We start from the raw sequence: 24,207 nt of genomic DNA, 5'->3' as shown, positions 1-24,207 counted from the left end.
ACGGGATTGTCAGTGGGCCAGTGCAGTATCGGGGGTGGGAGGTGGGGCCGGTGTTCGACTGTGACGTGCTGGTGATCGGCGGCGGGATCGTCGGTCTGTCGACGGCGTACGCGCTGACGCGTGCCGCCCCCGGCACCCGGGTCACGGTCCTGGAGAAGGAGCACGCCCTCGCGCGCCACCAGACCGGGCGCAACAGCGGGGTGATCCACAGCGGCATCTACTACCGGCCGGGGTCCCTCAAGGCCCGGTTCGCGGTCGAGGGCGCGGCCGAGATGGTCAAGTTCTGCGCGGAGTGGGGCATTCCGTACGAGGTGACGGGGAAGCTCGTCGTCGCCACCGCGCGCGAGGAGCTGCCCCGGCTGCACGCGCTCGTGCAGCGCGGCCGGGAGAACGGCATCCCGGTGCGGGAGCTGGGCCCGGCGCAGATCAGCGAGTACGAGCCGCGGGTGCGGGGGCTCGCCGCGATCCACGTCGGCACGACCGGGATCTGTGACTACGGGGCGGTGGCGGAGCGGCTCGCCGAGGCGTCCGGGGCGCGGATCCTATACGGCGCGGAGGCCGCCGTGATCGACCGGCGGCCCTGGGGCGTCGCCGTGCGGACGGCGGACGGGCGGGTGGTCCGGGCGCGGGTCCTGGTCAACTGCGCGGGGCTGTACTGCGACCGGATCGCGCGGCTCGCGGGCGACGACCCGGGCATGCGGATCGTCCCCTTCCGGGGGGAGTACTACGAGCTGGCCGATCCGTCGCTGGTGCGGGGCCTGGTCTATCCGGTGCCGGACCCGGCGTTCCCGTTCCTCGGGGTGCACCTGACGCGGGGCATCGACGGCGGGGTCCACATCGGGCCGAACGCGGTGCCGGCGCTCGCCCGCGAGGGGTACGGCTGGTCCGTCGTCCGCCCGCGCGAGCTGGGCGCCACCCTGGCGTGGCCCGGCTCGTGGGCCATCGCCCGGGAGCACTGGCGGTACGGGGCGGGCGAGCTGCACCGCTCGCTCTCGAAGCGGGCCTTCACGGAGGCGGTGCGGCGGCTGCTCCCGGTGGTGGAGGAGTCCGACCTGCGCCGGGCCGCGCCGGGGGTGCGGGCGCAGGCGGTGCTGCGGGACGGGACGCTCGTCGACGACTTCCTGATCCGGGAGGCGGCACGCACGGTCCACGTCCTGAACGCGCCCTCGCCGGCGGCGACGGCCTCGCTGCCGATCGGGCGGGAGGTGGCGGGGCGGGCGCTGGCGCTGCTCTAGGGGGTGCCTTGTCGATCATGCCGGGCTCGCGTGCCCGTACATGCACCGCCCGTACACGCACCGCCCGTACACGTACACGTCCGCTCTGCCCGTACACCGTCCGCTCTGCCCGTACGCCGTCCGCCCGTGCACGCCCGCGTGTGGCCGCTCCCACCCGTAGAATCGGCCGCATTGTGTCTGAGCAGCCTGAGAACAGCCCGCGTCCCGTCGCCGCCCCCGAGCCCCGGTCCCAGCCCGTCGCGCGGCGGGGCAGCCGGATGTTCGCCCCCGGGGAGGGCCCCCTGCCCGACCCCGCCGGTTCGCACCACGAGCGGCGGATCCGGAGCTTCCAGCCCCGGCGCAGCCGGGTGACCGCCGGGCAGGCCGAGGCCATGCTGAAGCGGTGGCCCGACTGGGGCCTCGACATCGACGGCAAGCGGGTCCTGGACCTGGACGAGATGTTCGGCGGGCTCCCGGTCGTCCTGGAGATCGGCTTCGGGATGGGCGAGGCGACGGCGCAGATGGCGGCCGCCGACCCCGGCACCGGCATCCTCGCCGTGGACGTGCACACCCCCGGCCAGGGCAATCTGCTCGGGCTCGCCGACCGCAACGGCCTCACCAACGTCCGGGTCGCCAACGGCGACGCGATCATCCTGCTCCGCGAGATGCTCACCGGCGACTCGCTCGACGGCTGCCGGGTGTACTTCCCGGACCCGTGGCCCAAGGCCCGCCACCACAAGCGGCGGCTGATCCAGCCCGAGTTCCTCAGCCTCCTCGCGACCCGGCTGAAGCCCGGTGCCGTGCTGCACTGCGCCACCGACTGGGAGGAGTACGCCGAGCAGATGCTGGACGTGCTCACCGCGCACCCGGACTTCGAGAACACGCAGGCCGACGGCGGTTACGCGCCCCGCCCCGGCTTCCGCCCCCTCACCCGCTTCGAGGGCCAGGGCCTCGACAAGGGGCACGTCGTCCACGACCTCCTCTTCAGGAGGAAGTGACGAGGAGCGGGGGACGACCCGCAAGCCCGCACGCCCGCAAGCCCGCACGCCCGCACGCCGTAAGTACGTCGCCGCTGTCCGTGCGGGTCGTTAGGGTCGCTCACGTGTCGAACCCCGCCCCCGCCGAAGCCGGACCCGGTCACGGATCCCCACCCGAACACGGCCCCGGCTCCGGCCCCGAAGCCGCCCCCGTCCCCCGACGGGACGCCGAGGAACCGGCCTTCCCCGCCGCAGCCGACCGCTCCCAGTGGCGCTACCGGCCGCGCCGGGCCTTCTGGCGCAGCCGGCTGGTCCGGGCGATATCCCTGGTCACCGTGCTCGCGATCTGCGCCCTGGTCATCCTGGCGATGGTCCGCGAGCAGACGGGCACACAGGGCTTCCTCGTCGGCCTGGGCCTCGCCGTGCTCCCCGTACCGCTGCTGATGGCGGCGTTCCGCTGGCTGGACCGGGTGGAGCCGGGGCCGTGGAAGAACCTGCTCTTCGCCTTCGCGTGGGGCGCCTTCGCCGCCGCGCTCGTCGCGATCCTGGCGAACTCCTTCGCGATCCGCTGGATCGCCACGGCCACCGCCGACCCGGCCTCCGCCGACCACCTCGGCGCCACCGTCGTCGCCCCGGTGGTGGAGGAGAGCGCCAAGGCCGCCGCGATCCTGCTGCTCTTCCTCTTCCGGCGCCGGAACTTCGGCGGGCTCGTCGACGGGGTGGTGATCGCCGGTTTCACCGCGACCGGCTTCGCCTTCACCGAGAACATCCTCTACCTCGGCAACGCCTTCGGCGAGGACCAGGAGGTCGGCGCCACCGGCATCGGCATGGTGACCGCCGGGACCTTCTTCGTACGGGTCGTGATGTCGCCGTTCGCGCACCCGCTGTTCACCGTGCTCACCGGCCTCGGCTTCGGCTTCGCCGCGCTCGCCCCGCGCGGGAAGCGGCTGCGGAAGGTGCTGCTGCCGCTCGCCGGGCTGCTGCTCTCCATGGGCATGCACGCCGCCTGGAACGGCTCGGCCACCTTCGGCGGCCCCTGGATCTTCTACGCGGTGTACGGGGCGCTCATGATGCCGGCCTTCGGCCTGCTGACCTGGCTCGCGGTGTGGAGCCGGCAGCGGGAGCTGCGCACGGTCTCCGGGGAGCTCCCGGCGTACGCGGCGGCCGGCTGGCTCTCCCCCGCCGAGCCGCTCGCGCTCTCCTCGATGCGGGCCCGGCAGCTCGCCCGCTCCTACGCCGCCCGGACGTACGGCAAGGAGGGGGCGCGGGCCGTCGCCGAGTACGAGTCCTTCGCGACGACCCTCGCGTTCCTGCGGGACCGGGCCCGGCGCGGCACCGCCGGGCCCGACTTCGCGGCCCGCGAGCAGGAACTCCTCCACCACCTGTGGCAGCGCCGGGCGGTCGCCTCGCCCGCGCTCACGTACGCGGCGCGGGCGACGGGCCGGGCGTGGGCGCCGCCGCAGTACCTGGACTACGGCGGCTACAACCCGTACCGCAGTTAGCCCCGGTCCCCGGAGGCCCCGGCCGCTTCGGGCACCTCGGACGCCTCGGTCAGGAGGGTCAGTTCCTCCTCGGTGAGCTCCAGGCCGGCGGAGGCGACCAGGGCCGGGAGCTGTTCGACCGTACGGGCCGAGGCGATCGGCGCGACGACCGTCGGCCGGGAGGCGAGCCAGGCGAGGGCCACGGAGGCGGGCTCGGCGCCGTGCGCCCCGGCGACCGCGTCGAGCGCGGAGAGCACCGCCCGGCCCCGTTCGGTGTCGAGGTGCTTGCCGGCCCCGGCGGCGCGGGCGCTGTCGACGGCGGTGCCGGGGCGGTACTTGCCGGTGAGGAAGCCGGAGGCGAGGCCGTAGTACGGGACGGCGGCGAGGCCCGCCTGCTCGGCGGTCTCCAGGAGCGGGCCCTCGTAGGTCTCGCGGGAGACCAGGTTGTAGTGCGGCTGGAGGGCGACGTAGCGGGCGAGTCCTTCGGCCTCGGCGAAGTCGAGGGAGGCGCGGAGCCGCTCCGGGGAGATGTTGGAGGCGGCGACGGCCCGTACCTTGCCGTCCCGCACCAGCTGGTCGAGGGCGGTGACGATCTCTTCGACGGGGACGGACTCGTCGTCGAAGTGGGTGTAGTACAGGTCGATGCGGTCGGTGCCGAGGCGGCGCAGGGACTCCTCTGCGGCGGCCTTGACGGTGGGGGCGGAGAGCCCCTTGAACCGGGGGTGGGCGCCGGCCTTGGTGGCGACGACGACGTCGTCGCGGTTGCCCCGGGAGGCGAGCCAGCGGCCGATGACGGTCTCGGACTCGCCGCCCTCGTTGCCCTCGGCCCAGGCCGAGTAGACGTCGGCGGAGTCGACGAAGTTGCCGCCGGCGGCGGCGTAGGCGTCGAGGACGGCGAAGGACTGCGCCTCGTCGGCGGTCCAGCCGAAGACGTTGCCGCCGAGGGCGAGCGGGAAGACGTGCAGGTCGGACGTGCCCAGCATACGGAGAGAGGTCATGGGGTGGTCAACGGTCCCCGTCGCCGGGCCTATTCCGCGTGCTTCCGGGAATCCGGGAAGGGGGTTCCCGGGAGTCCGGGGAGGGGTCAGACCGTCAGGCCCTTGGAGCGCAGCCAGGCCGCCGGGTCGACGCCGTCGCCGCCGCCGGGGTGGACCTCCAGGTGGAGGTGGGCGCCGGAGACGTTGCCGGTGGCGCCGACGCGGCCGATCGTCTCGCCGGTGCCCACGGTCTGGCCGGCGGAGACCGTCATGGAGGAGAGGTGGCAGTACCAGACCTCGGTGCCGTCCTCCAGCTCCAGGACGATCCGGTAGCCGTAGGAGCCGGACCAGCCCGCCGACTTGACCGTCGCGCCGTGGACCGCCTTGAGCGGGGTGCCGGTGGGGGCGGCGAAGTCGAGGCCCGTGTGGTGGCCGGAGGACCACATCGAGCCGGACTGCATGTAGGTGGCGGTGAGGGAGTACGAGGAGAGGGGCATCGAGTAGCTGGCGGCGAGCTTGGCGAGGCGCTCGGCCTCGGCCTTCGCCCTGGCTTCCGCCTCCGCCTTGGCCTTGGCCTCCGCCTCGGCCTTCGCCTTCGCCTCGGCGGCGGCCTTCTCGGCGGCGTCGGCCTTGGCCCGGGCCTCGGCGGCGGCCTTCTCGGCGGCCGCCTTCTCCGCCGCGGCCTTCTCGGCGGCGTCGGCGGAGGCCTGCTGCTGCTCGGCCTGCTGGAGGATGCGGGCGCGCAGGGCCTCGCCCGCGTCGGCGGTGCTCGGGGCGTCCGCCGTCGTCAGGCTCGCCTGCGTGACCTGACCGGTGCGCGCGGCCCGCTCGTCGGCCTCGGTGGTGTACGTGGCGGAGGTCAGCGGGTTCGGGTTGGCGCGGTCCGCGGGGACCGCCTCCGGCTCCTCCTCGGGGAGGAGGGCGCCGACGCCGGGGAGGTCGTGGGCGTCGGGCAGGTTCAGGTCGGGGAGGTCCGGGAGCGATATGGCGACCGGGGGCTTCTCCTGCGCGGTGGCGAGGCCGCCCGCGCCGACGGCGGCGATGACGCCGACGCCGAGGACGGTGGAGGAGCGGGCGAAGTTGGAGCGCTGCTTGACGACCCGGTGCCGGCCGCCGGAGCGGTTCTGGGCGCGGAGGGAATCCTCGGTGGGGTTCCACTCGGTACCCGGGGCGGAGGGGGCCGCACCGCCGCCGAAGGCATCGAAGGGAGCTTCGGGGGCAGGGGTGTTGGACGCCACGGAGGCGCGCTCCTTTCCTTCCTTCTCGCCTACCGGGTTAGCTGACGGGTTCGGAGCAGGAAGGTCTCCTACGGGCCCGGACGCACGAGTGCGAAGGGCTCGATTCACCCCAAATGGTGGTTCCCCGGTTCCCTTTCGGGATTCGGCGCGTGCGCACGGTGCCGTCTCTTGCGACGGCTGGGACGACCGCGCTGCGTTATCGAACGTTAATAGACAGGGGGTCCCGATTCCAAGCCGCTCCTCTTGATCGTTCATTGAATTGAGAGGGAATGGTCAGACTTGACCCCCCTTCAGCAAGGACGGATCCGGAAACGGCGAAACCCCCGATTCCTGACGGTGCATCAATTGTTATCGCAGGGAGACCTCTCGACTACCCCTGGTGACGGGGCCCGCCGGGCGGTCGGGGAGAGGCGAGGGGCCGGTCAGCGCCGGGACCCGGGCCCGCCGGGCGGCACCACCGACATCGTGCGGCGCCGCTCCGGCTGCCCCGCCGTCGGGCGGTTGAGCGCGAGCAGCGCCATGTCGTCCGTCGCCCCGCCGCCCGTGTGGAGCCGTACGTCGTCCACGAGCGCGTCGAGCATCTCCTCGGGCCCGGGGAAGACCCGCCCGGCCAGCCGCTCCGCCGGGTCGTAGAAGACGCCCTGCGCGTTCCGCGCCTCCGAGAGGCCGTCCGTGTAGAAGAGCAGCGTCGTGCCCGGCGGGTACGGCCGGGCCTCGGCCCGGTCCGGCCACGACGCGAGGTCCCCCATGCCGAGGGGCAGCGCGGGCCGGCTCGGGTCGACCGGTTCGACCCGCCCGTCGCCGTACAGCATCAGCGGGGACGGGTGCCCCCGGTTGACGACCCGTACGAACCCGTCGAAGGTGCCGCTGCCGTCGGAGCGCGGGACCTCGGCCAGGACGGCGGTGGTGAACCCCTCGACGGCGTCGAGACTGTCCCGGCGGGTGCCCTCCCGGTCCAGTGCGCGTTCGAGCCGCTGCGCCACGCCCTCCAGGGTCCGCTCCTGCTCGGCCGCCTCCCGGAAGGCCCCGATGACGACGGCGACGGCCTCGACCGCGTCGAGGCCCTTGCCCCGCACGTCCCCGACCACGAGCCGCACCCCGTGCGGGGTGTCCTGCACGGCGAAGAGGTCGCCGCCGATGAACGCGTCCGCCTGCGCCGCCTCGTAGCGGGCCGCGCACCGCAGCCCGCCGATCCGCTCGGCGGGCGTCGGCAGCACCGCCTTCTGTGCGGTCTCCGCGATGACCCGCGCCGAGGCGAGCCGCTCGCCGCTGCGGCGCACCACCCGGTTGATGAGGAGGGCGAGCCCGGAGACGGTGAGCACGGTCAGGATCTCGGCGACGGCCGGAGCACGGGTGCCGTCGTCGCTGAAGAGGGAGAGGCCGACCGAGGCGAGGACGGCGACGATCCCGGTGAGGAGGGTGGTGAGCAGGGAGAAGAAGGGCGCGGCGACCAGCGGGGCGGCGGCGAGCATGGGGGAGGCGGTGTACGGAGCGGGGGTCGACACGTCGAAGAGGACACCGCCGGCGATGATCAGCGGCGGCAGCGCGCGGATGAACCGCCGGGTGCCCCGGTACGCGGGACGGCCCCCACCGCCCCGCCGCCCGCCGCCCGCCGCTCCTAGGGGGTGCCCCACCGTTCTCTCCTGCCCGGTCCGCCCGGCCGCGGCCCCGTACCGCGCCCTTTCCAGGGTGGCCGCCGCCCCGGCGGACGGCGACTCCGCACGGCCGACCGGCGTACGGGACGGTCCGGGATGCCGGCGGGGATGCCGGGATCCCGGGAAGCCGGCGGGGGCTGCCCAGGAAGCCGGGGTGCCGGCGGGGGGCCGCCGGAAAGTCGACGGGGGCCGCCCGGGAAGCCGGCGGGGGCCGTCCGGGGACTACATGTTCCGCTCGGCGTAGACCGCCAGCGCGTCCCGGACGAGGACCGCGGTGCCCTCGCCGTACTTGTCGTAGTTCTTGGTGAACCGAGGGTCGTCGACGTACATCCGGCCGAGGCCGATCACGTACTCCTTGGTCGGCTCCGTGGTGGTCGACAGCCACGCGACGTGGCGCCGCGCGACGGCCTGCACCTCGTCGCTGTCGGCGGCCAGGCCGTCCCGCGCCGCCTTCCCGAAGTCGCGGGCGATGCCGGCCTGCTCCTCGATGAACGCCCGCTTCCGCTCCTCGTCCAGCGAGCGCCACCACCGGTCGCCCTGCTCGTAGGCCTCGCGGCCCCAGCGGTGGGTGACCTCCTCCTCGTACCGCGTGTGGTCGAAACCGTCGAACACTTCGTCCGCCATGAGCTCTTCTCCGTTCTCGGTCTTGTGGAGGGTGGTCCGCACCGACGCGATCTGGCGTCCGATGCGCTCGCGCTCCTGCTCCAGGAGGGCGAGGTGGGTGCGCAGGGCCGCGGAGGTGTCCCGTTGGCCCGCGAGGACCTCGGCGATGGCGGGCAGCGAGAGCCCCAGCTCGCGCAGCAGCAGGATCCGCTGCAGCCGCACGAGCGCCGCCTGGTCGTAGTACCGGTAACCGTTCGCGCCGATCCGGCTCGGCTCCAGCAGTCCGCGCTCTCCGTAGTGCCGGAGGGTGCGGCTGGTGGTGCCGGCCTTCTTGGCGATCTCCTGGATCGACCACTCCATGACGGGAACGCTAGATCTTGACGTTGCGTCAAGGTCAACCGGAAACGCCCGGGGAAACGACGAAGGCCCGGATCCTCTTGGATCCGGGCCTTCGTCACTACTGAGTAGCGGGGACAGGATTTGAACCTGCGACCTCTGGGTTATGAGCCCAGCGAGCTACCGAGCTGCTCCACCCCGCGTCGGTGAACACGACTCTACGGCATGACCGGGGCGATCCTGAAATCGGTTCTTCCCGGCCCCTGTCTCAGCAGCCGCAGTCGTCGGTGCCGACCGGGGCCGTCAGGGGGTCGGCGGCCCTCTCCGCGGGCCCTTCCCACGTCTCGTACGCGAACCCCTCCCGCACCCAGTACTCGAAGCCGCCGAGCATCTCCTTGACCTGGAAGCCCCGCTCCGCGAGGGCGAGCGCGGCGCGGGTGGCGCCGTTGCAGCCGGGGCCCCAGCAGTACGTGACGACCGGCACGGACCGGTCGAGCAGTTCCTCGGCCTGCTCGGGGACGAGCGCGGTCGGCAGGTGGACGGCGCCGGGGACGTGCCCCTGGTCCCAGGAGGCGGTGGACCGGGTGTCGACCAGGACGAAGCCGGGGTCGGTGCCCTCGGCCACTGCGGCGGCGAGGGCGGAGGCCACGTCGGAGACGTCGGCGTGGAAGGCGAGGCTCGCGGAGAAGTACGCGGCAGCGGCGGCGGGCGGGGCCGGCGGGGTACGGAGGACGGGGTTGACCTGCGGTGTCGTCGTCATGACGATCAAACTAGGACCGGCGGGCACGCCGCTGAAGTGGGAAACCACGGCGGTCGACGGCTCGGACCGGGGAATCCCGGGCGCTCACGCCGGAACGGCGGGAATCTCACGCACCGAAACGTCCGACCCCCTCTCCCTGTCACATGGGCGGGGTCCGATCCGTCATGGAGACATGACGGGCGCGAGCGTGGACGCGGGCACGGTGGATCTGTTGGGCACGGTGGACATGATGAGCGCGGTGGATCTGATGGACGCGGTGGATCTGATGGGCACGGTGGATCTGGTGGACATGAACATGAACCCGCACGGCGACGAGGAACTCCTGGCCCGGCGCTTCGACGCCGACCGGGGGCACCTGCGGGCGGTGGCGTACCGGATGCTGGGCTCGCTGAGCGAGGCCGAGGACGCCGTCCAGGAGGCCTGGCTCAAGCTGAGCCGCGCCGACATCGGCGAGGTGCGGAACCTCAGCGGCTGGCTGACCACGGTCGTCGGCCGCGTCTGCCTGGACATGCTGCGCTCGCGCGGCTCGCGCCGCGAGTCCCCGCTGGAGTACTACGTCCCCGACCCGGTGGTCCGGGTCGGTGGGGGCGCCGACGCCGCGGCCGCCACCGACCCGGAGCGCGCGGCCGAGCTCGGCGAGTCCGTCGGTCTCGCGCTCCTCGTCGTCCTGGAGACCCTGTCGCCGGCCGAGCGGCTCGCGTTCGTCCTGCACGACATGTTCGCCGTCTCCTTCGACGAGATAGCGGAGGTCGTGGACCGCAGCCCGGCCGCGACCCGCCAGCTCGCCAGCCGCGCCCGCCGCCGGGTGCGGGACGCCTCCCCGGGCCCCGCCCCGGACGCACGGCGCCGGCGGGAGCTCGCGGACGCCTTCCTCACCGCCGCGAACGGCGGCGACTTCGAGGGCCTGCTCGCGGTCCTCGACCCGGACGTGGTGCTGCGCGCGGACGGCGGCCGGCTCATGGCCGGCGCCTCCAAGCTGGTGCGGGGCGCCGAGACCGTCGTCGCGCAGGCCCTGGCGTACTCCCGGTTCCGCAGGGCGTCACTGCGGGTCGTGGCCAACGGTGACCCCGCGGTCCTGTCGGTCGTCGACGGACGCCCGGCCGCGCTCATGGTGTTCACGGTCGCCGGTGACCGGATTGTCGAGCTCCACATCCTGGCGGACCCGGAACGGCTCGCGACGCTCGGCCTCACGGAGGAGGAACTGGCACGGGCGGAGTGACCCGGCCCAGGGCCTGTCCGGCGGATCGGGGTCGGGTGGGCCGCGGCGTCCGGCGCGGTGGCCCGCACGGCGCCGGAGCGGGCCGATGGCGGAGCTGTCGGGGCGTTTCGGCAACGCGGCGAGGTGCCGTGCCGGGCGTCGCGGCCCCGGCCATGATCCGCCGGACAGGCCCTGGGGGGCGTGTCGAGCCTTCCGGTGAACCTCCCGGCCGCTACCCCCGCCGGCGGGCCAGGGAGGCTCCGACCGTCAGCGAGACGGCGGCGCTGGCGACGCCGAGGACGGCGCCCGCGGCGACGTCGCCCGGATAGTGCACGCCGGTGTGGACGCGGGAGTACCCCACCGTCGACGCCAGGATCCCGAGGGGCACGGCGGCGGCGGGCAGCACCACCCCCACGGCGGTGGCGAAGGCGACCGCCGACGCGGTGTGCCCCGAGGGGAACGAGGCCGAGTCCGGCATGGGAACGTGCCGGCCCGCCACCACCCGGGCCGCCTCCCGGTCCGGCCGCGCCCTGCGGACGAGCCGCTTGCCCAGCAGGTTCGCCGTGGCCGAGGCCACCGCGATCGCCCCGACCCCGGCGAGCGCGGCCCGGCGCGGACGGCCCGGGAAGAGGCCGAGCACGGCCGCGACGGAGAAGGAGATCTTGGAGTGGTCGGCCGTCCTGGAGAGCCGGCGCAGGGCCGTGTCCAGGGTGGGCGTGGGGGTGGCCGCCACGGCGGCGTACACGGCGCCGTCGACGGCCCGGAGATCGTGCAGGACGGCTTGGACGGTCTCGGTGGGCGTGTCGTGGGTCATGCGCCGTTCCTCGGGGATCGATGGGGGTGGTGGGTGTGGAAGGCGAGCTCGGTGATGCGCCGCCAGTCCATGGGCGGCGGTGGAGGCGTGATGCCCGGCCGGTCCCGGGGCACGAGCACCCGCAGGGCGCGCGGGCGGAGGGTGCAGACGACCGGGGCGGGCAGGACCAGCGCCTCGCCGTCGACGGCGACGGAGAGGGCGCCGTCACCGTCGTCGCAGGTGACCTCGACCCTGCGGGCCGTCAGGACGTTCAGGGCGGCCGCCTGGGTGCCCCGTACCGCCAGCTCGGCGGCCTGCATCGCCCCTTCCACCCGGACGCCGATCACGCCGAGCTCGCCCCCGTCGAGACGGGGTCTCCGTGCCGGGTCGGCGCTGAGCGGATCGGGGGTGGCGTACGGGTTGTTGCTGACCAGGAGCGCCTGCTGGGCGTCGACCAGGGTGCCGTCGACGACCGCGTCGACGCGGCCGCCCTCGCCGCCCTGGAGCAGGTCGGGCAGGGCGTCGAGGGCGGTGCCGGCCTTGGCGTCGCGGTACTCGGGGTGGTGGACCACGTCCGCGTACACCCCGAAGGAGACGGTGTTGACGAAGGCGCGGCCGGAGACCGAGCCGAGGTCGACCCGGAGCTCCTCGCCGTCGGTCAGGGCGTTCAGGCAGGTCGACGGGTCGGTGCGGTCGAGGCCGAGGTCCATGGCGAAGTGGTTGCGGGTGCCGGCCGAGATGACGAGGAACGGCAGGTCGTGCTCGGCGGCCACGGCGGCGACCAGCGCCTGCGTGCCGTCGCCGCCGGCCACGCCGAGCAGGTCGGCGCCCCCGGCCACGGCCTGCCGGGCGAGTGCGGTGACGTCGGTGTCGGCGGACGGGTCGAGGAGGACCACCCGGGCGCCCAGCTCCTCGGCCCGCCGGACGAGCCCGAACTGCTCGACCTTTCCGCCGCCGGACTTCGGGTTCATGATCAGGACGGCCTTCTCGGGCCGGGCCGCCGGCACGCCCCGCATCACCCCGTCCCCGTCCTCCTCCGGCCGGCGCAGGGCGGACCGGGCGCAGAGCAACGCCACGCCCCAGAGCGCGAGCGCCCCGAGGGCGTTCAGCCAGACGCCGCCGACGACGTACAGGGTGAGGACCGCGGCGGGCGCGGCCACCGCGAGCAGCGCACCGAGCGCCCGCAGCGGTCCCCGGTGGGCGAGGAACCACCAGATGCCCACGGCCGACAGAGCGAGTCCCGCGAGCCCGCTCACCAGGATCAGCACCCCGCCGCCGCCCAGCGCCGTCAGCAGCACCACGACCGCGGCCACCGCCGCGAGCAGCGCGCAGCGCGCCAGCCGCCGGGCCGTCTTCGCCGGATCACCGGTTCCGCTCGCCGTCACCGTCCCCACCTCCACGTTCCGTCTCCACCTTTCCCCACCCCTCTGCGCCCCGCGCCCCGGACGAAGCCGTTCGGCGCAGGGGCCCGCGCGGGAGGGACCTCCCGGGAGCGGTGCCTTCCCGACCGCCGGTCCGTCTCTCCCCTCGTGCCCCGCGGCTTTCCTACCCCGAGGCGGGAAGGGCACCCGGAAAGCCCGGCGGATCAGGGAAGACCCAGGGGCACCCGGAGGACCCGGGCGCCTCACCCCCCGGAGGTGGTGGACGGCGCGTTCACCGAGGCCACGGAGCGGGCGGACGGCCTGCTCCTCGGCCGCCGCACCTGGCGGGCGAGGGCGAACGCCTGGCCGGAGCGGGCCGGCGGCCCCTTCGCCGACCGGATGGACGCGCTCCCGAAGTACATCGTCTCCCACGCCCTCGACGAGGCCGACCCCGGCCGGCACAACACCCGGCTCGTCCACGGCGACAAGCTGTGGACGGCCTCCGCGAACTCCACGGGCCCCGGCCGCGACCTCCTCGTCCTGGACAGCCCCGCCCTCGTCCGCACGCTCCTGGCCGAGGACCTGGCCGACGAACTCCGCCCGGTCGTCGTGCCGTTGCTCCTCGGCGGCGGAAGGCCGCTCTTCCCCGCGGACGGCGCCCTCCGCACCCTCGAACCGGCCTCCACCACCAGCCCCACGACGTGAACGTCTGCGTCTGCCACCGCCCGGAGACCCGCTGACCAAAAAGCCCTCCCCCGGAAACGCCGAAGCGCCCCGCCGGTCGGAACCGACGGGGCGCTTCTCGGCGGACCGGAGAGAACCCTCCCCGCCTTCGGTAGGCCGTGTGGGACTCGAACCCACAACCAACGGATTAAAAGTCCGCTGCTCTGACCAATTGAGCTAACGGCCCGTGGACGGACACACCCGTGCAGCATAGCCCGAGAGATCCCAGGAACCGATCGGGTATCCCACACCGGGCGCGCTGGAGGCGGTCGAAGGGGACGGGGTGGCGGGTGCCGGGGCCGTCTGTACGAAGCAGGGCCCGTGCGGCACCGGAGTGCTCGTACGGGCCCTGGTTCAGGGTGCTAGCGGCCAGTGGCCGTCGTGGTGTCAGCCGTTGCGCTTCCAGCGCGGCTTGTCGTCGCGGCGGAAGGAGCCGCCGGCCGGGCCGGAGCCGCGGTGGTCGTCACGGCGGCCGTACGGGCGGTCGCCGCCCGAGCGGAAGCCGCCGGAGGGGCGGTCGTCGCGACGGTCGCGGTTGAACGGGCGGTCGCTGCCGCGGTGGCCGCCGGAGGGGCGGTCGTCACGGCGGTCGAAGGAACGGCCGCCGCGGTCGTCACGGTTGAAACCGCCCGACGGACGGTCGTCACGACGGAAGCCACCGGACGGACGGTCGTTGTCACGACGCTCGAAGGAACGGCCGCCACGGTCGTCACGGTTGAAACCGCCCGACGGACGCTCGTCACGACGGAAGCCACCGGACGGACGGTCGTCACGGCGGAAGCCGCCACGGTCACCGCCGCGGTCGTCACGGTTGAAACCGCCCGAGGGACGGTCGTCGCGACGGAAACCGCCGGACGGACGGTCGTTGTCACGACGCTCGAAGGAACGGCCGCCACGGTCGTCACGGTTGAAGCCACCCGAGGGACGGTCGTCGCGACGGAAGCCACCGGACGGACGGTCGTTGTCACGACGCTCGAAGGAACGGCCGCCACGGTCACCGCCGCGGAAGCCACCCCGGTCACCGCCACGGTCGCGGCGCTCGAAGTTGCCCCGCTCGTCGCGGAAGGACGGGCGCTCCTCGCGGCGCTGCTGCTCCTCGGCCTTCGCGGCGCGCTCGGCCTCGACGGCCGCCGCCGCGACCTCGGCCTCGGCGGCCTCGGTCACCTCGGCCACGGCCGCCTCCGGGTCCTCGCCGCGCTCGCGGGCGGCGCGGGCCACCAGGCGGTCGGCCTCCTCGCGGAGTTCGACGGCCCGGCGCTGGAGGCGCTCCAGCTGCTTGGTGAGGTCGACGACCTCGCGCTCGGCCTGCTTGGCGGAGTTGTTCGCGGAGTCGGCCTGGACCTCGGTCAGCGAACGGGCGCCGGTGATCTCGGCGACCTCCGGGTCGAAGGCGCCGGCCCCGCCGACGATGTGGCGCGAGGCGTCGACGCCCGCGTCCTCCATCAGGCGGAAGATCTGGCGGCGCTGGTGCGGCAGGGCCAGGGAGACCACGACGCCGGAGCGGCCGGCACGGGCGGTGCGGCCCGAGCGGTGCAGGTAGTCCTTGTGGTCGCCGGCCGGGTCCACGTTCAGGACCAGGTCGATGCCGTCGACGTGGATGCCGCGGGCGGCGACGTCGGTCGCGACGAGCGCGTTGACGTAACCGTCCTTGAAGTCGGCCAGGGTCCGCGTACGGGCGCCCTGCGTCATGCCGCCGTGCAGCGCGTCGGCCTTCACGCCGGACTCGCGGAGCTGCTCGGCGATGCGGTCGGCACCGAGCTGGGTGCGGACGAAGATGATCGTGCGGCCCTTGCGGGCGGCGATCGCGGCGGTGACCGGGGCCTTGTCCTTCGGCTTCACGACGAGGACGTGGTGGGTCATGGTCGTGACGGCGCCGGCGGACGGGTCGACCTCGTGCGTGACGGGGTCCACCAGGTAGCGCTTGACCAGGCTGTCGATCTCGTTCTCCAGGGTGGCGGAGAAGAGGAGGCGCTGGCCGCCGGTCGGAACCTGGTCGAGCAGTTCGGTGACCTCGGGCAGGAAGCCCAGGTCGGCCATCTGGTCGGCCTCGTCGAGGACGGCGATCTGGACGGCCTCGAGGGAGCAGGCGCCGCGGTTGATGATGTCGCGGAGACGGCCCGGGGTGGCGACGAGGATGTCGACGCCGCGCTCCAGGGCGTAGATCTGGTTGCCCATGGACGTGCCGCCGCAGACGACCTTCATCTTCAGGCCGAGCACGTCGCCGTAGGGCTGGAGGGCGTCCGCGACCTGCATCGCGAGCTCACGGGTCGGGGTGAGGATGACGCCGCGGGGCTTCTTCTTCTCGGTGTGGCCGCCCGCCAGGGTGGCGAGGAGCGGCAGACCGAACGAGAGGGTCTTGCCGGAGCCGGTGCGACCGCGGCCGAGGATGTCCTTGCCGGCCAGGGCGTCCGGGATGGTCGCCGCCTGGATCGGGAAGGGGGTGGTCACGCCGTTCTGCGCGAGCTTGCGCACGACGCCCTCCGGCAGACCGAGGTCCGCGAAGGTGATCGTGGGCTCGGCGGAGTCGGGCTCCTCGGCGGAGTCGTCGGCCTGGAACTCGGTCTCGGCCTCGGCGAGGGTGTCGGCCTCGATCAGGGCCTGGGCCTCGGCCTCGATCGCGACGGTCTCGGTGGCCTCTGCGGCCTCGACGATCTCGTCGTTCTCGGGCATGACGGCGTGGTCAGAACTGAAAATGGACATGCGAAATGCGAAACCTTCCGGAGTCTCGGCACGCGCCCGTCAACTCCGTGTTTTCGCAAATCGACCGCCTCAATGCGGTCCAGCCACGGCTAGGGAGAGTACGCGCCACACGGCGCTCTTCTGTGTCGGCGCCGGGCAATGGGATCAAACGATCTACCACCATACGCACCCTCCCCCACCTATGGCAAATCGGACTCCCTCACACCGGCCCCACCTGCGGAGACGCCACCGGTTCCGAGGACGCGCCCGCGCCCTCCTCCTCGGCGGCCCACACGGCGCCCATCTGGGCCTCGGGGCCCGGCGCCGGCGGATCGGTGGGGGCCGAGGTCGGCTCGGGCGTCGGTTCCGGGGTCGGGACCGGCGGCTCCGGCGTGGGCTCGACGGGCGGCTGCGTCGGCTCCTGGGTGGGCGTGTCCCCGCCGCCCGGTCCTCCCGTTCCCCCGTCGGTGCCGCCGGTCCCGCCGCCCGCGCTCCCGCCCCCGTTCCCGCCTCCGCCGTCCCCGCCGCTGCCGCCCGCGCCGCCGCCCGGCTCCTCGTGGCCGCCGCCGGACGGCTGCTGCGGCTTCGCCGTACCGCCGGAAGGGGTGACGCCCGACGGGGCCGCGCCCTCCGTGGGCCGCGCGCTGCCGGACGGCGAGCCGCTCGGCACCGGGGACCCCTTGCCGGCCCCCGCCACGTCCGGCCCTCCCCCGTCCGGCCGGCCGTTCCAGGAGCCGCCGCCCCCGTCCGGGAGGCCCGCGCCGCCGTCGGACTCGGCCGCCACGCCCCGCTTCCCCCCGGACGCGCCGGGCCCCGGCTTCGCCCCGTCGTCGCTCACACTCATACAGCCGCTCAGGCCGGCGCAGGCCGCGACGGTCAGCGCGGTGGCGACCCATCTCACCGGGGTGGGCAAATGGCGCACGGGGGCACCTCCAGGACACAACAGGCAGGAACGGAACGCGTCGCACTGCCCAACTCCCCCGGCCCCGCAAGGGACACGGGCCCCCGCGCAAGGGAAACGGAACCCGCGCCCCCGCACGCGCAACCCGTCAGCCGTAGCCCAGCGCGTGCAGTCGTTCGTCGTCGATGCCGAAGTGGTGGGCGATCTCGTGCACCACCGTGATCTCGGTCTCCGCGACCACGTCCTCGCGCGACTCGCACATCCGGAGCGTCGGCCCCCTGTAGATCGTGATCCGGTCCGGGAGGACCCCGGCGTACCACTCGCCCCGCTCGGTCAGCGGCGTCCCCTCGTAGAGCCCGAGCAGCTCGGGATCGTCGGCGGGCGGCTCGTCCTCCACGAACACGGCGACGTTGTCCATCAGCCGCGTCAGCTCCGGCGGGATCCGGTCCAGGGCTTCGGCGACAAGCTCCTCGAACTCCTCGCGCGTCATCTCCAGCACGCGCCCATTCTCCCTCGGGCGGAAACCGTTTTGGCGATAGCGGCCGGCATCCCATATGCTTCTCACGTCCCCGACGCGCTGACGAAGCGCCCAGGTGAGCCCCTAGCCCTCATCGTCTAGTGGCCCAGGACGCCGCCCTTTCAAGGCGGTAGCACGGGTTCGAATCCCGTTGGGGGCACGTTTCAAACGTGTGCGAGACTTGTTCTCGTCACGAAGCAAGGTCCTGTGGAGCAGTTGGTTAGCTCGCCACCCTGTCAAGGTGGAGGTCGCGGGTTCAAGTCCCGTCAGGATCGCCGAGACCGGAAACGGTCTCGTGGCTGGGTAGCTCAGTTGGTACGAGCGATCGCCTGAAAAGCGATAGGTCGCCGGTTCGACCCCGGCCCCAGCCACAGGCAGAAGGCCCCGTTCGAAAGAGCGGGGCCTTCGTCGTGTCCGGGAAGCCTTTTGCAAACGAGAGCGGCGGTGGTACGGGGAAGGAGCCCGCGCCCCTCCCCCGTACGCGTCACGCCTCCTCGCGCTCCTCCGTACGGTCCGTACCGCCCGTACGGCTCCCCCGCCGGCCCCGCACCGCGAGCGCCGCCGCCACCGCGGCCACGACCGCGGCGAGCAGCGCCCAGTCCGGCACCGCCCGGCCGAGGGAGGCCACCCGCTCCTCCACGGCGAACGAGTCGTCCACCGACAGCAGGCCCGGCAGCGCGGTCGTCCCGTCGAAGACCAGGAACAGCGTGCCCAGGGCCACGAAGAAGAGGCCCGACAGGACCGAGGTCGAGTGGAGCGCGAGCCGGCCGACCCGCAGGGGCCGCCCGCGCAGCCAGCGCCGCCGCCCCAGGTCGTACCGCTCCCAGAGCAGCGCCAGGACGAACAGCGGCACCGCCATCCCGAGCGCGTACACCGCGAGGAGCAGGCCCCCGTACGCCGGGCTGCCGCTCAGCGCCGCCACCGTCAGGACGCTGCCGAGGATCGGACCCGCGCAGAAGCCCGCGAGGCCGTAGACCAGGCCGAGCGCGTAGACGGAGAGCGCCGACGTGGGCCGGATGCGGCCGCTCGCCTCCGCGATCCGGCGGGAGGTGAAGCCCAGGCCGAGGATCTGGAGGACGCCGAGCCCGACGATCAGCCAGCCGCCGACCGCGACGAGCAGGTCCCGGTGGCCGTAGAAGAACCGGCCCGCGAAGGAGCCGGCCGCGCCGAGCGGGACGAGGGTGGTCGCCAGGCCCGCGTAGAGGATGCCGGTCCTGGCGACCAGCTTCGCGCGCGTGTCGATGGAGTACGCGAAGAAGGCCGGCAGGAGCAGGGCGCTGCACGGGCTGAGCAGGGCGAGCAGTCCGCCGAGGAAGGCGGCGAAGTAGCCGATGCCGGAGGTCACCGCCCGGCCCCGGACGGGGACGGGGACGGGGTCGTGGACGGGGTCGTGGACGCGGAGGGCTTCGCGGGATGCTGCTTCTTCGCGCTCTTCGCCGTCTTCGCCGCCGCCTCGATCGCCTCCGTGAAGGTCTCCAGGGGCTGCGCGCCCGCGATCGGGCGCCCGTTGACGAGGAAGGACGGGGTCGAGGTGGCGCCGAGCGCGTACCCCTGCTCCTGGTCCCTGCCGACGGCCGCGCGGGCCGCCGCCCCCTCGGAGTCCTTCGCGAACCGGGCCGCGTCGGGCACGCCCGCCTCCTTCGCGAGGGCGGCGAGCCGGTCCTTCCCGAAGCCCTTCTCCTTGGCGCCCTCCGCGTAGGCGGCCCGGTGGAACTCCCAGAACCGGCCCTGCTGTCCGGCCGCCCAGGAGGCGCGGGCGACGGCCTCGGACTCCTCGCCGAAGATCGGGAAGTTCCGCCACTCGATGCGCAGGGTCCCGTTCTTCACGTACTTCTCCACCAGGACCGGCTCGGTGTCCCGGGCGAACTTCCCGCAGTAGCCGCACTTGAAGTCGGCGTACTCGATGAGCACCACCGGCGCGTCGGCCCGGCCCAGGGCGAGCCCGTCGGAGGCGTCGCGGCGGGCGTACGCCTCCAGCTCGGGGTGGACGCCGGCGGCCGGGTCGGCGGAGACCTCCGCGACGGAGGACGAGCCGGCGGCGCCGGGGGACGCGGGCTTGGTGGCGGTGTACGAGACGACGCCGAGCAGCACGGCGGCGGCCGCCACTCCGGCGACGATCGCGACCGGCTTGGCCTTGGCGGAGCCCTTGGGGGAGGTGGAGGTGGACATGCGGAAGCACTCCTGGAACAGAGGGAAAGAAGAGGGCGGCGGAAGGAGACCGTCCGTCTACACCCTCAGGACCGACAGCTCCACCGGCGACGGCGGTACGAGGTCGGGCGGCTCCCGTCCCGGCGCCGCCGACCGGGCACCGGCCGCGACCACGGCCCGGACCCCGCCCGGCGTCCGGTCGGCGGCGAGGACGGGCAGCAGCTCGGCGAAGCCGTGCGCACGCGGCGGTACGACGGGGGCGCCGTCCCCCGCCTCGGCGGGGCGCCCCGGATCGCAGCCGGGCACGACGGCCCCGGGAGCGGAGACCACAGAGGTCACAGGGGTCACGGAGACCGCGGAGGTCACAGGGGTCGCGGAGACCGCAGGGGTCACGGAGACCGCAGGGGTCACGGGGGTCGCGGAGACCACGGAAGCCGTGGGAACGGCGGAAGCGGCGGTCCGCTCCCCCGGCACCCCCCACACCAGCAGTCCAAGGACCACCCCCAGGAGCGCGGCGAACGCCGCCGGCGCGCGGGTGGTGCGGAACATGCGAAACCTCTCCGGTCCGGTCGGCGTGCCCGAAATAGTACGCACCCCGCGCGACCGCCCCGGGGACACCGCTCCCGCGCGACCGCCCCGGGGACACCGCTCGTAAATCGGTTCGCCGCTTCTCGTCCGCAGGTGCGATCCTGGATTCCGTATGTCTACTTCCTTCGCCGCCCTCCAGTCCGTCCTGGCCGGGGTCTCGCTGCGGGACTCCCACCGGCTCGGCCGCCGTCTCGAAGGCGTCCGCCGCATCCGCAAGCCCGAGGCCCGCGCGGCCGTCCTGGACGAGATCGCCGCAGAGGCGGCCGAGGCCAAGGAACGCGTCGACGCGCGCGCCGCGCGCGTGCCCGCCGTCACGTACCCCGAACAGCTCCCCGTCTCGCAGAAGAAGGACGAGATCCTGGAGGCGATACGCGACCACCAGGTCGTGATCGTCGCCGGTGAGACGGGCTCCGGGAAGACCACCCAGATCCCGAAGATCTGTCTGGAGCTGGGCCGGGGCGTCCGGGGCATGATCGGGCACACCCAGCCCCGCCGGATCGCCGCCCGTACGGTCGCCGAGCGGGTCGCCGAGGAACTGAGGACCCCCCTCGGGGAGGCCGTCGGCTGGAAGGTCCGGTTCACCGACCAGGTGAACCCCGAGGCGACCTTCGTGAAGCTGATGACGGACGGCATCCTGCTCGCCGAGATCCAGACGGACCGCGAGCTGCGCGCGTACGACACGATCATCATCGACGAGGCCCACGAGCGGTCCCTCAACATCGACTTCCTGCTCGGCTACCTGGCCCAGCTGCTCCCCAGGCGCCCCGACCTCAAGGTCGTGATCACCTCCGCGACCATCGACCCGGAGCGCTTCTCCCGCCACTTCGGGGACGCCCCGATCGTGGAGGTCAGCGGCCGCACGTACCCCGTGGAGGTGCGCTACCGGCCGCTCCTCGAAGAGGACTCGGAGGAGTCCGACCGGGACCAGATCACCGCGATCTGCGACGCCGTCGACGAGCTCCAGGGCGAGGGGCCGGGCGACATCCTGGTCTTCCTCTCCGGCGAGCGCGAGATCCGCGACACGGCGGACGCCCTGCTCAAGCGGAAGCTGCGCAACACCGAGGTCCTCCCCCTCTACGCGCGCCTGTCGCACGCCGAGCAGCACCGCGTCTTCCAGGCCCACCCCGGCCGCCGGATCGTCCTCGCCACGAACGTCGCCGAGACGTCCCTGACCGTCCCCGGCATCAAGTACGTGATCGACCCGGGCACCGCCCGCATCTCGCGCTACTCGCACCGGACGAAGGTGCAGCGGCTGCCGATCGAGCCCGTCAGCCAGGCCAGCGCCAACCAGCGCAAGGGCCGCTGCGGCCGCACGTCCGACGGCATCTGCATCCGGCTGTACTCGGAGGACGACTTCCTGTCCCGTCCCGAGTTCACGGACGCCGAGATCCTCCGCACGAACCTGGCCTCCGTCATCCTCCAGATGACCGCCGCCGGGCTCGGGGACATCGAGAAGTTCCCCTTCATCGACCCGCCGGACCACCGCAACATCCGGGACGGCGTGCAGCTCCTCCAGGAGCTGGGCGCGATCGACCCGGCCGAGAAGGACCCGAAGAAGCGGCTCACCCCGCAGGGCCGGAAGCTGTCCCAGCTGCCCGTGGACCCCCGGCTCGCCCGGATGGTCCTGGAGGCGGACCGGAACGGCTGCGTCCGGGAGGTCATGGTGATCGCGGCGGCGCTCTCCATCCAGGACCCGCGCGAGCGGCCGGCGGAGAAGCAGGCGCAGGCCGACCAGCAGCACGCCCGGTTCAAGGACGAGACGAGCGACTTCCTCGCGTACCTGAACCTGTGGCGGTACGTCCGCGAGCAGCAGAAGGAGCGGGGCTCCAGCTCCTTCCGCCGCATGTGCAAGCAGGAGTACCTGAACTTCCTGCGGATCCGCGAGTGGCAGGACATCTACGCCCAGCTGCGGACGGTCGCGAAGCAGATGGGCATCCACCTGAACGAGGAGGACGCTCCGGAGCAGTCCGTGCACGTGTCCCTGCTCGCGGGGCTCCTCTCCCACATCGGCCTCAAGGACGTGAAGGACGGGGCGAAGAACGACTACCTCGGCGCCCGCAGCGCCAAGTTCGCGATCTTCCCCGGCTCCGCGCTCTTCAAGAAGCCCCCGCGCTTCGTCATGTCCGCCGAACTGGTAGAGACCTCGCGCCTCTGGGCCCGGGTGAACGCCCGGATCGAGCCCGAGTGGATCGAGCCGCTCGCCCAGCACCTGGTGAAGAAGACGTACAGCGAGCCGCACTGGGAGAAGGACCGGGCGGCCGTGATGGCGTTCGAGAAGGTGACGCTGTACGGCGTCCCGATCGTCGCCGACCGGAAGGTGAACTACGGGCGGATCGACCCGGAGGTCTCCCGGGACCTGTTCATCCGGAACGCGCTGGTCGAGGGCGACTGGCGCACCCACCACAAGTTCTTCGCCGACAACCGCAAGCTGCTCACCGAGGTCGAGGAGCTGGAGCACCGGGCCCGGCGCCGGGACATCCTCGTGGACGACGAGACGCTCTTCGACTTCTACGACAAGCGGGTCCCCGAGCACGTCGTCTCCGGCGCCTACTTCGACTCCTGGTGGAAGCACAAGCGCCGCGAGGAGCCGGAGTTCCTCGACTTCGAGCGCGAGATGCTCATCAACGAGAAGGCCGGGGCGGTCACCAAGGACGACTACCCGGACTCGTGGCGGCAGGGCCCGCTCAAGTTCCGGGTGACGTACCAGTTCGAGCCGGGCGCGGACGCGGACGGCGTGACCGTCCACATACCGCTCCAGGTGCTCAACCAGGTGACGGACGAGGGCTTCGAGTGGCAGATCCCGGGTCTGCGGGCGGAGGTCGTCACGGAGCTGATCCGCTCCCTGCCGAAGCCGATCCGCCGCCACTACGTCCCGGCGCCCAACTTCGCGGGCCGCTTCCTCGACGCGGTCGTGCCCGTGCAGGAGCCGCTGACGACGGCGCTGGCGCGCGAGCTCCAGCGGATGGTCGGAGTGCCGCTGACGGCCGAGGACTTCGACTGGTCGAAGGTGCCCGAGCACCTCAAGGTGACGTTCCGGATCGTGGACGAGCGGCGCCGGAAGCTGGCCGAGGCCAAGGACCTGGAGACGCTGCGGCTCAAACTGCGTCCGAAGGCCCGCCAGGCCCTCTCCAAGGCCGCCGCGGCGGCCACGGGCGGCCCGGACGGCTCCGGGCCCTCCCTGGAGCGCTCGGGTCTGAAGGACTGGACGATCGGCACGCTGACGAAGGTCTTCGAGACCCGGCGGGCGGGCCAGCCGGTCAAGGCGTACCCGGCGCTCGTGGACGAGGGCGACACCGTGGCCGTGCGGCTCTTCGACACGGAGGCCGAGCAGGCGCTCGCGATGTGGCGGGGCACCCGGAAGCTGATCATGCTGAACATCCCGGTGAACCCGGCGAAGTTCGCCTCGGACAAGCTGACCAACCAGCAGAAGCTGGCCCTGTCCTCGAACCCGCACGGCTCGATCCAGGCCCTCTTCGACGACTGCGCGACCGCCGCCGCCGACAAGCTGATCGCGGACCACGGCGGCCCGGCCTGGGACGAGGAGTCCTTCCGGAAGCTGTACGACAAGGTCCGCGCGGACCTGGTGGACACGACGGTGCGGACGGTGGGCCAGGTCCAGCAGGTCCTGGCGGCCTGGCAGGCCTGCGAGCGGCGCCTGAAGGCCACGAGCAGCCCGGCGCTCCTCCCGAACCTCCAGGACGTGCGGGCGCAGCTGAACTGGCTGGTTCCCGCCGGCTTCGTCACCCGTACGGGGCTGAAGCGGCTCCCGGACCTGATGCGCTACCTGGTGGCGGTGGACCGGCGGCTCCAGCAGATGCCGACCGGGGTCCAGCGGGACACCACCCGGATGGAGAAGGTCCAGGAGATGCAGGACGAGTACGCCTGGCTGCTCGAACAGCTCCCGAAGGGGCGGCCGGTGCCGGCCGAGGTCACCGACATCCGCTGGATGATCGAGGAGCTGCGGGTGAGCTACTTCGCGCACGCCCTGGGGACGGCGTACCCGGTCTCGGACAAGCGGATCGTGAAGGCGATCGACGCGGCCGTCCCGTAGCCCGGGA

Annotated in this window: 19 protein-coding genes, 5 tRNA genes and 1 riboswitch; of the genes, 9 read left to right on the top strand and 15 right to left on the bottom strand. The window is 73.3% G+C overall.

What is annotated here, in order from left to right:
* The first annotated feature begins 50 nt into the window (after positions 1 to 50).
* From lhgO to OO47_RS03260, 3 genes are all read left to right on the top strand, one after another.
* Complete coding sequence (gene lhgO / locus OO47_RS03270) at positions 51 to 1,235, top strand: L-2-hydroxyglutarate oxidase (RefSeq protein ID WP_030209743.1); 1,185 nt, start codon at positions 51 to 53, stop codon at positions 1,233 to 1,235.
* A 257-nt stretch (positions 1,236 to 1,492) separates the two neighbouring features.
* Positions 1,493 to 2,212 carry a tRNA (guanosine(46)-N7)-methyltransferase TrmB gene (gene trmB, locus OO47_RS03265; RefSeq protein WP_234323066.1) on the top strand — a complete coding sequence of 240 codons (720 nt, stop codon included), beginning with the start codon at positions 1,493 to 1,495 and terminating at the stop codon, positions 2,210 to 2,212.
* A gap of 104 nt (positions 2,213 to 2,316) precedes the next feature.
* The gene (locus tag OO47_RS03260; protein ID WP_234323063.1) at positions 2,317 to 3,693 is read left to right on the top strand and encodes a PrsW family intramembrane metalloprotease; all 1,377 of its coding nucleotides are present in this window, start codon (positions 2,317 to 2,319) and stop codon (positions 3,691 to 3,693) included.
* On the opposite strand, the gene OO47_RS03255 is transcribed toward OO47_RS03260, so the two are convergent.
* The 6 genes from OO47_RS03255 to OO47_RS03230 all read right to left on the bottom strand — a co-directional run bounded on the left by OO47_RS03255 (position 3,690) and on the right by OO47_RS03230 (position 9,241).
* A complete protein-coding gene (locus tag OO47_RS03255; protein WP_051715629.1) occupies positions 3,690 to 4,670 on the bottom strand; it encodes an aldo/keto reductase in 981 nt (326 codons plus the stop codon). The genes OO47_RS03260 and OO47_RS03255 overlap by 4 nt on opposite strands.
* A gap of 86 nt (positions 4,671 to 4,756) precedes the next feature.
* Entirely contained in the window at positions 4,757 to 5,887 is a 1,131-nt protein-coding gene (locus OO47_RS03250; RefSeq protein WP_030209734.1) for a M23 family metallopeptidase, read from the bottom strand.
* 11 nt (positions 5,888 to 5,898) lie between these two features.
* Positions 5,899 to 6,045, bottom strand: a riboswitch (cyclic di-AMP (ydaO/yuaA leader).
* Between the two features lie 264 nt (positions 6,046 to 6,309).
* On the bottom strand, positions 6,310 to 7,521 hold the full coding sequence (locus OO47_RS03245) for a PP2C family protein-serine/threonine phosphatase (RefSeq protein ID WP_033207900.1): 1,212 nt from the start codon (positions 7,519 to 7,521) through the stop codon (positions 6,310 to 6,312).
* Positions 7,522 to 7,764: 243 nt separating this feature from the next.
* Positions 7,765 to 8,505 carry a MerR family transcriptional regulator gene (locus OO47_RS03240; RefSeq protein ID WP_030209728.1) on the bottom strand — a complete coding sequence of 247 codons (741 nt, stop codon included), beginning with the start codon at positions 8,503 to 8,505 and terminating at the stop codon, positions 7,765 to 7,767.
* 105 nt (positions 8,506 to 8,610) lie between these two features.
* Positions 8,611 to 8,684, bottom strand: a tRNA-Met gene (locus OO47_RS03235).
* A 65-nt stretch (positions 8,685 to 8,749) separates the two neighbouring features.
* On the bottom strand, positions 8,750 to 9,241 hold the full coding sequence (locus tag OO47_RS03230; protein WP_030209717.1) for a rhodanese-like domain-containing protein: 492 nt from the start codon (positions 9,239 to 9,241) through the stop codon (positions 8,750 to 8,752).
* 295 nt (positions 9,242 to 9,536) lie between these two features.
* On the opposite strand from OO47_RS03230, the gene OO47_RS03225 reads away from it, so the two are divergent.
* A complete protein-coding gene (locus tag OO47_RS03225; protein WP_033207929.1) occupies positions 9,537 to 10,460 on the top strand; it encodes a sigma-70 family RNA polymerase sigma factor in 924 nt (307 codons plus the stop codon).
* A gap of 211 nt (positions 10,461 to 10,671) precedes the next feature.
* On the opposite strand, the gene OO47_RS03220 is transcribed toward OO47_RS03225, so the two are convergent.
* Complete coding sequence (locus OO47_RS03220) at positions 10,672 to 11,253, bottom strand: phosphatase PAP2 family protein (RefSeq protein WP_030209706.1); 582 nt, start codon at positions 11,251 to 11,253, stop codon at positions 10,672 to 10,674.
* Positions 11,250 to 12,626: a diacylglycerol/lipid kinase family protein gene (locus OO47_RS03215; protein WP_407696270.1), complete on the bottom strand. Its 1,377-nt coding sequence runs from the start codon at positions 12,624 to 12,626 to the stop codon at positions 11,250 to 11,252. Before OO47_RS03215 ends, OO47_RS03220 begins: the two co-directional genes overlap by 4 nt.
* 243 nt (positions 12,627 to 12,869) lie before the next feature.
* Here OO47_RS03215 and OO47_RS36750 point away from each other — a divergent pair, with 243 nt between their 5' ends.
* Positions 12,870 to 13,298: a dihydrofolate reductase family protein gene (locus tag OO47_RS36750; RefSeq protein ID WP_051736380.1), complete on the top strand. Its 429-nt coding sequence runs from the start codon at positions 12,870 to 12,872 to the stop codon at positions 13,296 to 13,298.
* 131 nt (positions 13,299 to 13,429) lie between these two features.
* Here OO47_RS36750 and OO47_RS03205 read toward each other — a convergent pair.
* The 4 genes from OO47_RS03205 to OO47_RS03190 all read right to left on the bottom strand — a co-directional run bounded on the left by OO47_RS03205 (position 13,430) and on the right by OO47_RS03190 (position 17,395).
* A tRNA-Lys gene (locus tag OO47_RS03205) sits at positions 13,430 to 13,503 on the bottom strand.
* A gap of 200 nt (positions 13,504 to 13,703) precedes the next feature.
* Positions 13,704 to 16,016, bottom strand: coding sequence for a DEAD/DEAH box helicase (locus OO47_RS03200; RefSeq protein WP_030209698.1), 2,313 nt, complete (start codon positions 16,014 to 16,016; stop codon positions 13,704 to 13,706).
* A gap of 199 nt (positions 16,017 to 16,215) precedes the next feature.
* On the bottom strand, positions 16,216 to 16,917 hold the full coding sequence (locus OO47_RS03195) for a hypothetical protein (protein ID WP_158708625.1): 702 nt from the start codon (positions 16,915 to 16,917) through the stop codon (positions 16,216 to 16,218).
* 127 nt (positions 16,918 to 17,044) lie between these two features.
* Complete coding sequence (locus tag OO47_RS03190) at positions 17,045 to 17,395, bottom strand: metallopeptidase family protein (protein WP_030209692.1); 351 nt, start codon at positions 17,393 to 17,395, stop codon at positions 17,045 to 17,047.
* A 105-nt stretch (positions 17,396 to 17,500) separates the two neighbouring features.
* Between OO47_RS03190 and OO47_RS03185 the strand changes: the two genes are divergently transcribed.
* The 3 genes from OO47_RS03185 (at position 17,501) to OO47_RS03175 (ending at position 17,784) form a co-directional block, all read left to right on the top strand.
* Positions 17,501 to 17,573, top strand: a tRNA-Glu gene (locus OO47_RS03185).
* A 41-nt stretch (positions 17,574 to 17,614) separates the two neighbouring features.
* Positions 17,615 to 17,688, top strand: a tRNA-Asp gene (locus OO47_RS03180).
* 22 nt (positions 17,689 to 17,710) lie between these two features.
* Positions 17,711 to 17,784 (top strand) — tRNA-Phe (locus OO47_RS03175).
* 113 nt (positions 17,785 to 17,897) lie between these two features.
* Here the strand turns inward: OO47_RS03175 and OO47_RS03170 are convergent.
* Genes OO47_RS03170 through OO47_RS03160 form a run of 3 tightly spaced genes read right to left on the bottom strand, consistent with a single transcriptional unit; the run spans position 17,898 to position 20,110 of the window.
* Positions 17,898 to 18,758: a cytochrome c biogenesis CcdA family protein gene (locus tag OO47_RS03170; RefSeq protein WP_030209690.1), complete on the bottom strand. Its 861-nt coding sequence runs from the start codon at positions 18,756 to 18,758 to the stop codon at positions 17,898 to 17,900.
* Entirely contained in the window at positions 18,755 to 19,582 is an 828-nt protein-coding gene (locus OO47_RS03165) for a DsbA family protein (RefSeq protein WP_030209679.1), read from the bottom strand. The genes OO47_RS03170 and OO47_RS03165 overlap by 4 nt, the downstream gene beginning before the upstream one ends.
* Before the next feature lie 57 nt (positions 19,583 to 19,639).
* Positions 19,640 to 20,110, bottom strand: a complete 471-nt coding sequence (locus OO47_RS03160) for a hypothetical protein (protein WP_051715623.1) — start codon at positions 20,108 to 20,110, stop codon at positions 19,640 to 19,642.
* A 151-nt stretch (positions 20,111 to 20,261) separates the two neighbouring features.
* Here OO47_RS03160 and hrpA point away from each other — a divergent pair, with 151 nt between their 5' ends.
* The gene (gene hrpA / locus OO47_RS03155) at positions 20,262 to 24,200 is read left to right on the top strand and encodes an ATP-dependent RNA helicase HrpA (protein WP_030209675.1); all 3,939 of its coding nucleotides are present in this window, start codon (positions 20,262 to 20,264) and stop codon (positions 24,198 to 24,200) included.
* The last annotated feature ends 7 nt before the right edge of the window (positions 24,201 to 24,207 follow it).

It is taken from the genome of Streptomyces bikiniensis (assembly GCF_000716625.1).
In the GTDB taxonomy this organism is placed as follows: Bacteria; Actinomycetota; Actinomycetes; order Streptomycetales; family Streptomycetaceae; genus Streptomyces; species Streptomyces bikiniensis.
The sequence above is the reverse complement of the archived record's forward strand: the minus strand, read 5'-3'. Positions and strand labels throughout refer to the sequence as shown.

Coding starts and splice junctions, on each gene's coding strand:
- OO47_RS03165 (WP_030209679.1), bottom strand. CDS start 19,582: ATGTCCACCTCCACCTCCCCCAAGGGCTCCGCCAAGGCCAAGCCGGTC.
- hrpA (WP_030209675.1), top strand. CDS start 20,262: ATGTCTACTTCCTTCGCCGCCCTCCAGTCCGTCCTGGCCGGGGTCTCG.
- OO47_RS03200 (WP_030209698.1), bottom strand. CDS start 16,016: ATGTCCATTTTCAGTTCTGACCACGCCGTCATGCCCGAGAACGACGAG.
- OO47_RS03240 (WP_030209728.1), bottom strand. CDS start 8,505: ATGGAGTGGTCGATCCAGGAGATCGCCAAGAAGGCCGGCACCACCAGC.
- OO47_RS03225 (WP_033207929.1), top strand. CDS start 9,537: ATGAACCCGCACGGCGACGAGGAACTCCTGGCCCGGCGCTTCGACGCC.
- OO47_RS03255 (WP_051715629.1), bottom strand. CDS start 4,670: ATGACCTCTCTCCGTATGCTGGGCACGTCCGACCTGCACGTCTTCCCG.
- OO47_RS03160 (WP_051715623.1), bottom strand. CDS start 20,110: ATGTTCCGCACCACCCGCGCGCCGGCGGCGTTCGCCGCGCTCCTGGGG.
- OO47_RS03220 (WP_030209706.1), bottom strand. CDS start 11,253: ATGACCCACGACACGCCCACCGAGACCGTCCAAGCCGTCCTGCACGAT.
- trmB (WP_234323066.1), top strand. CDS start 1,493: ATGTTCGCCCCCGGGGAGGGCCCCCTGCCCGACCCCGCCGGTTCGCAC.
- OO47_RS03230 (WP_030209717.1), bottom strand. CDS start 9,241: ATGACGACGACACCGCAGGTCAACCCCGTCCTCCGTACCCCGCCGGCC.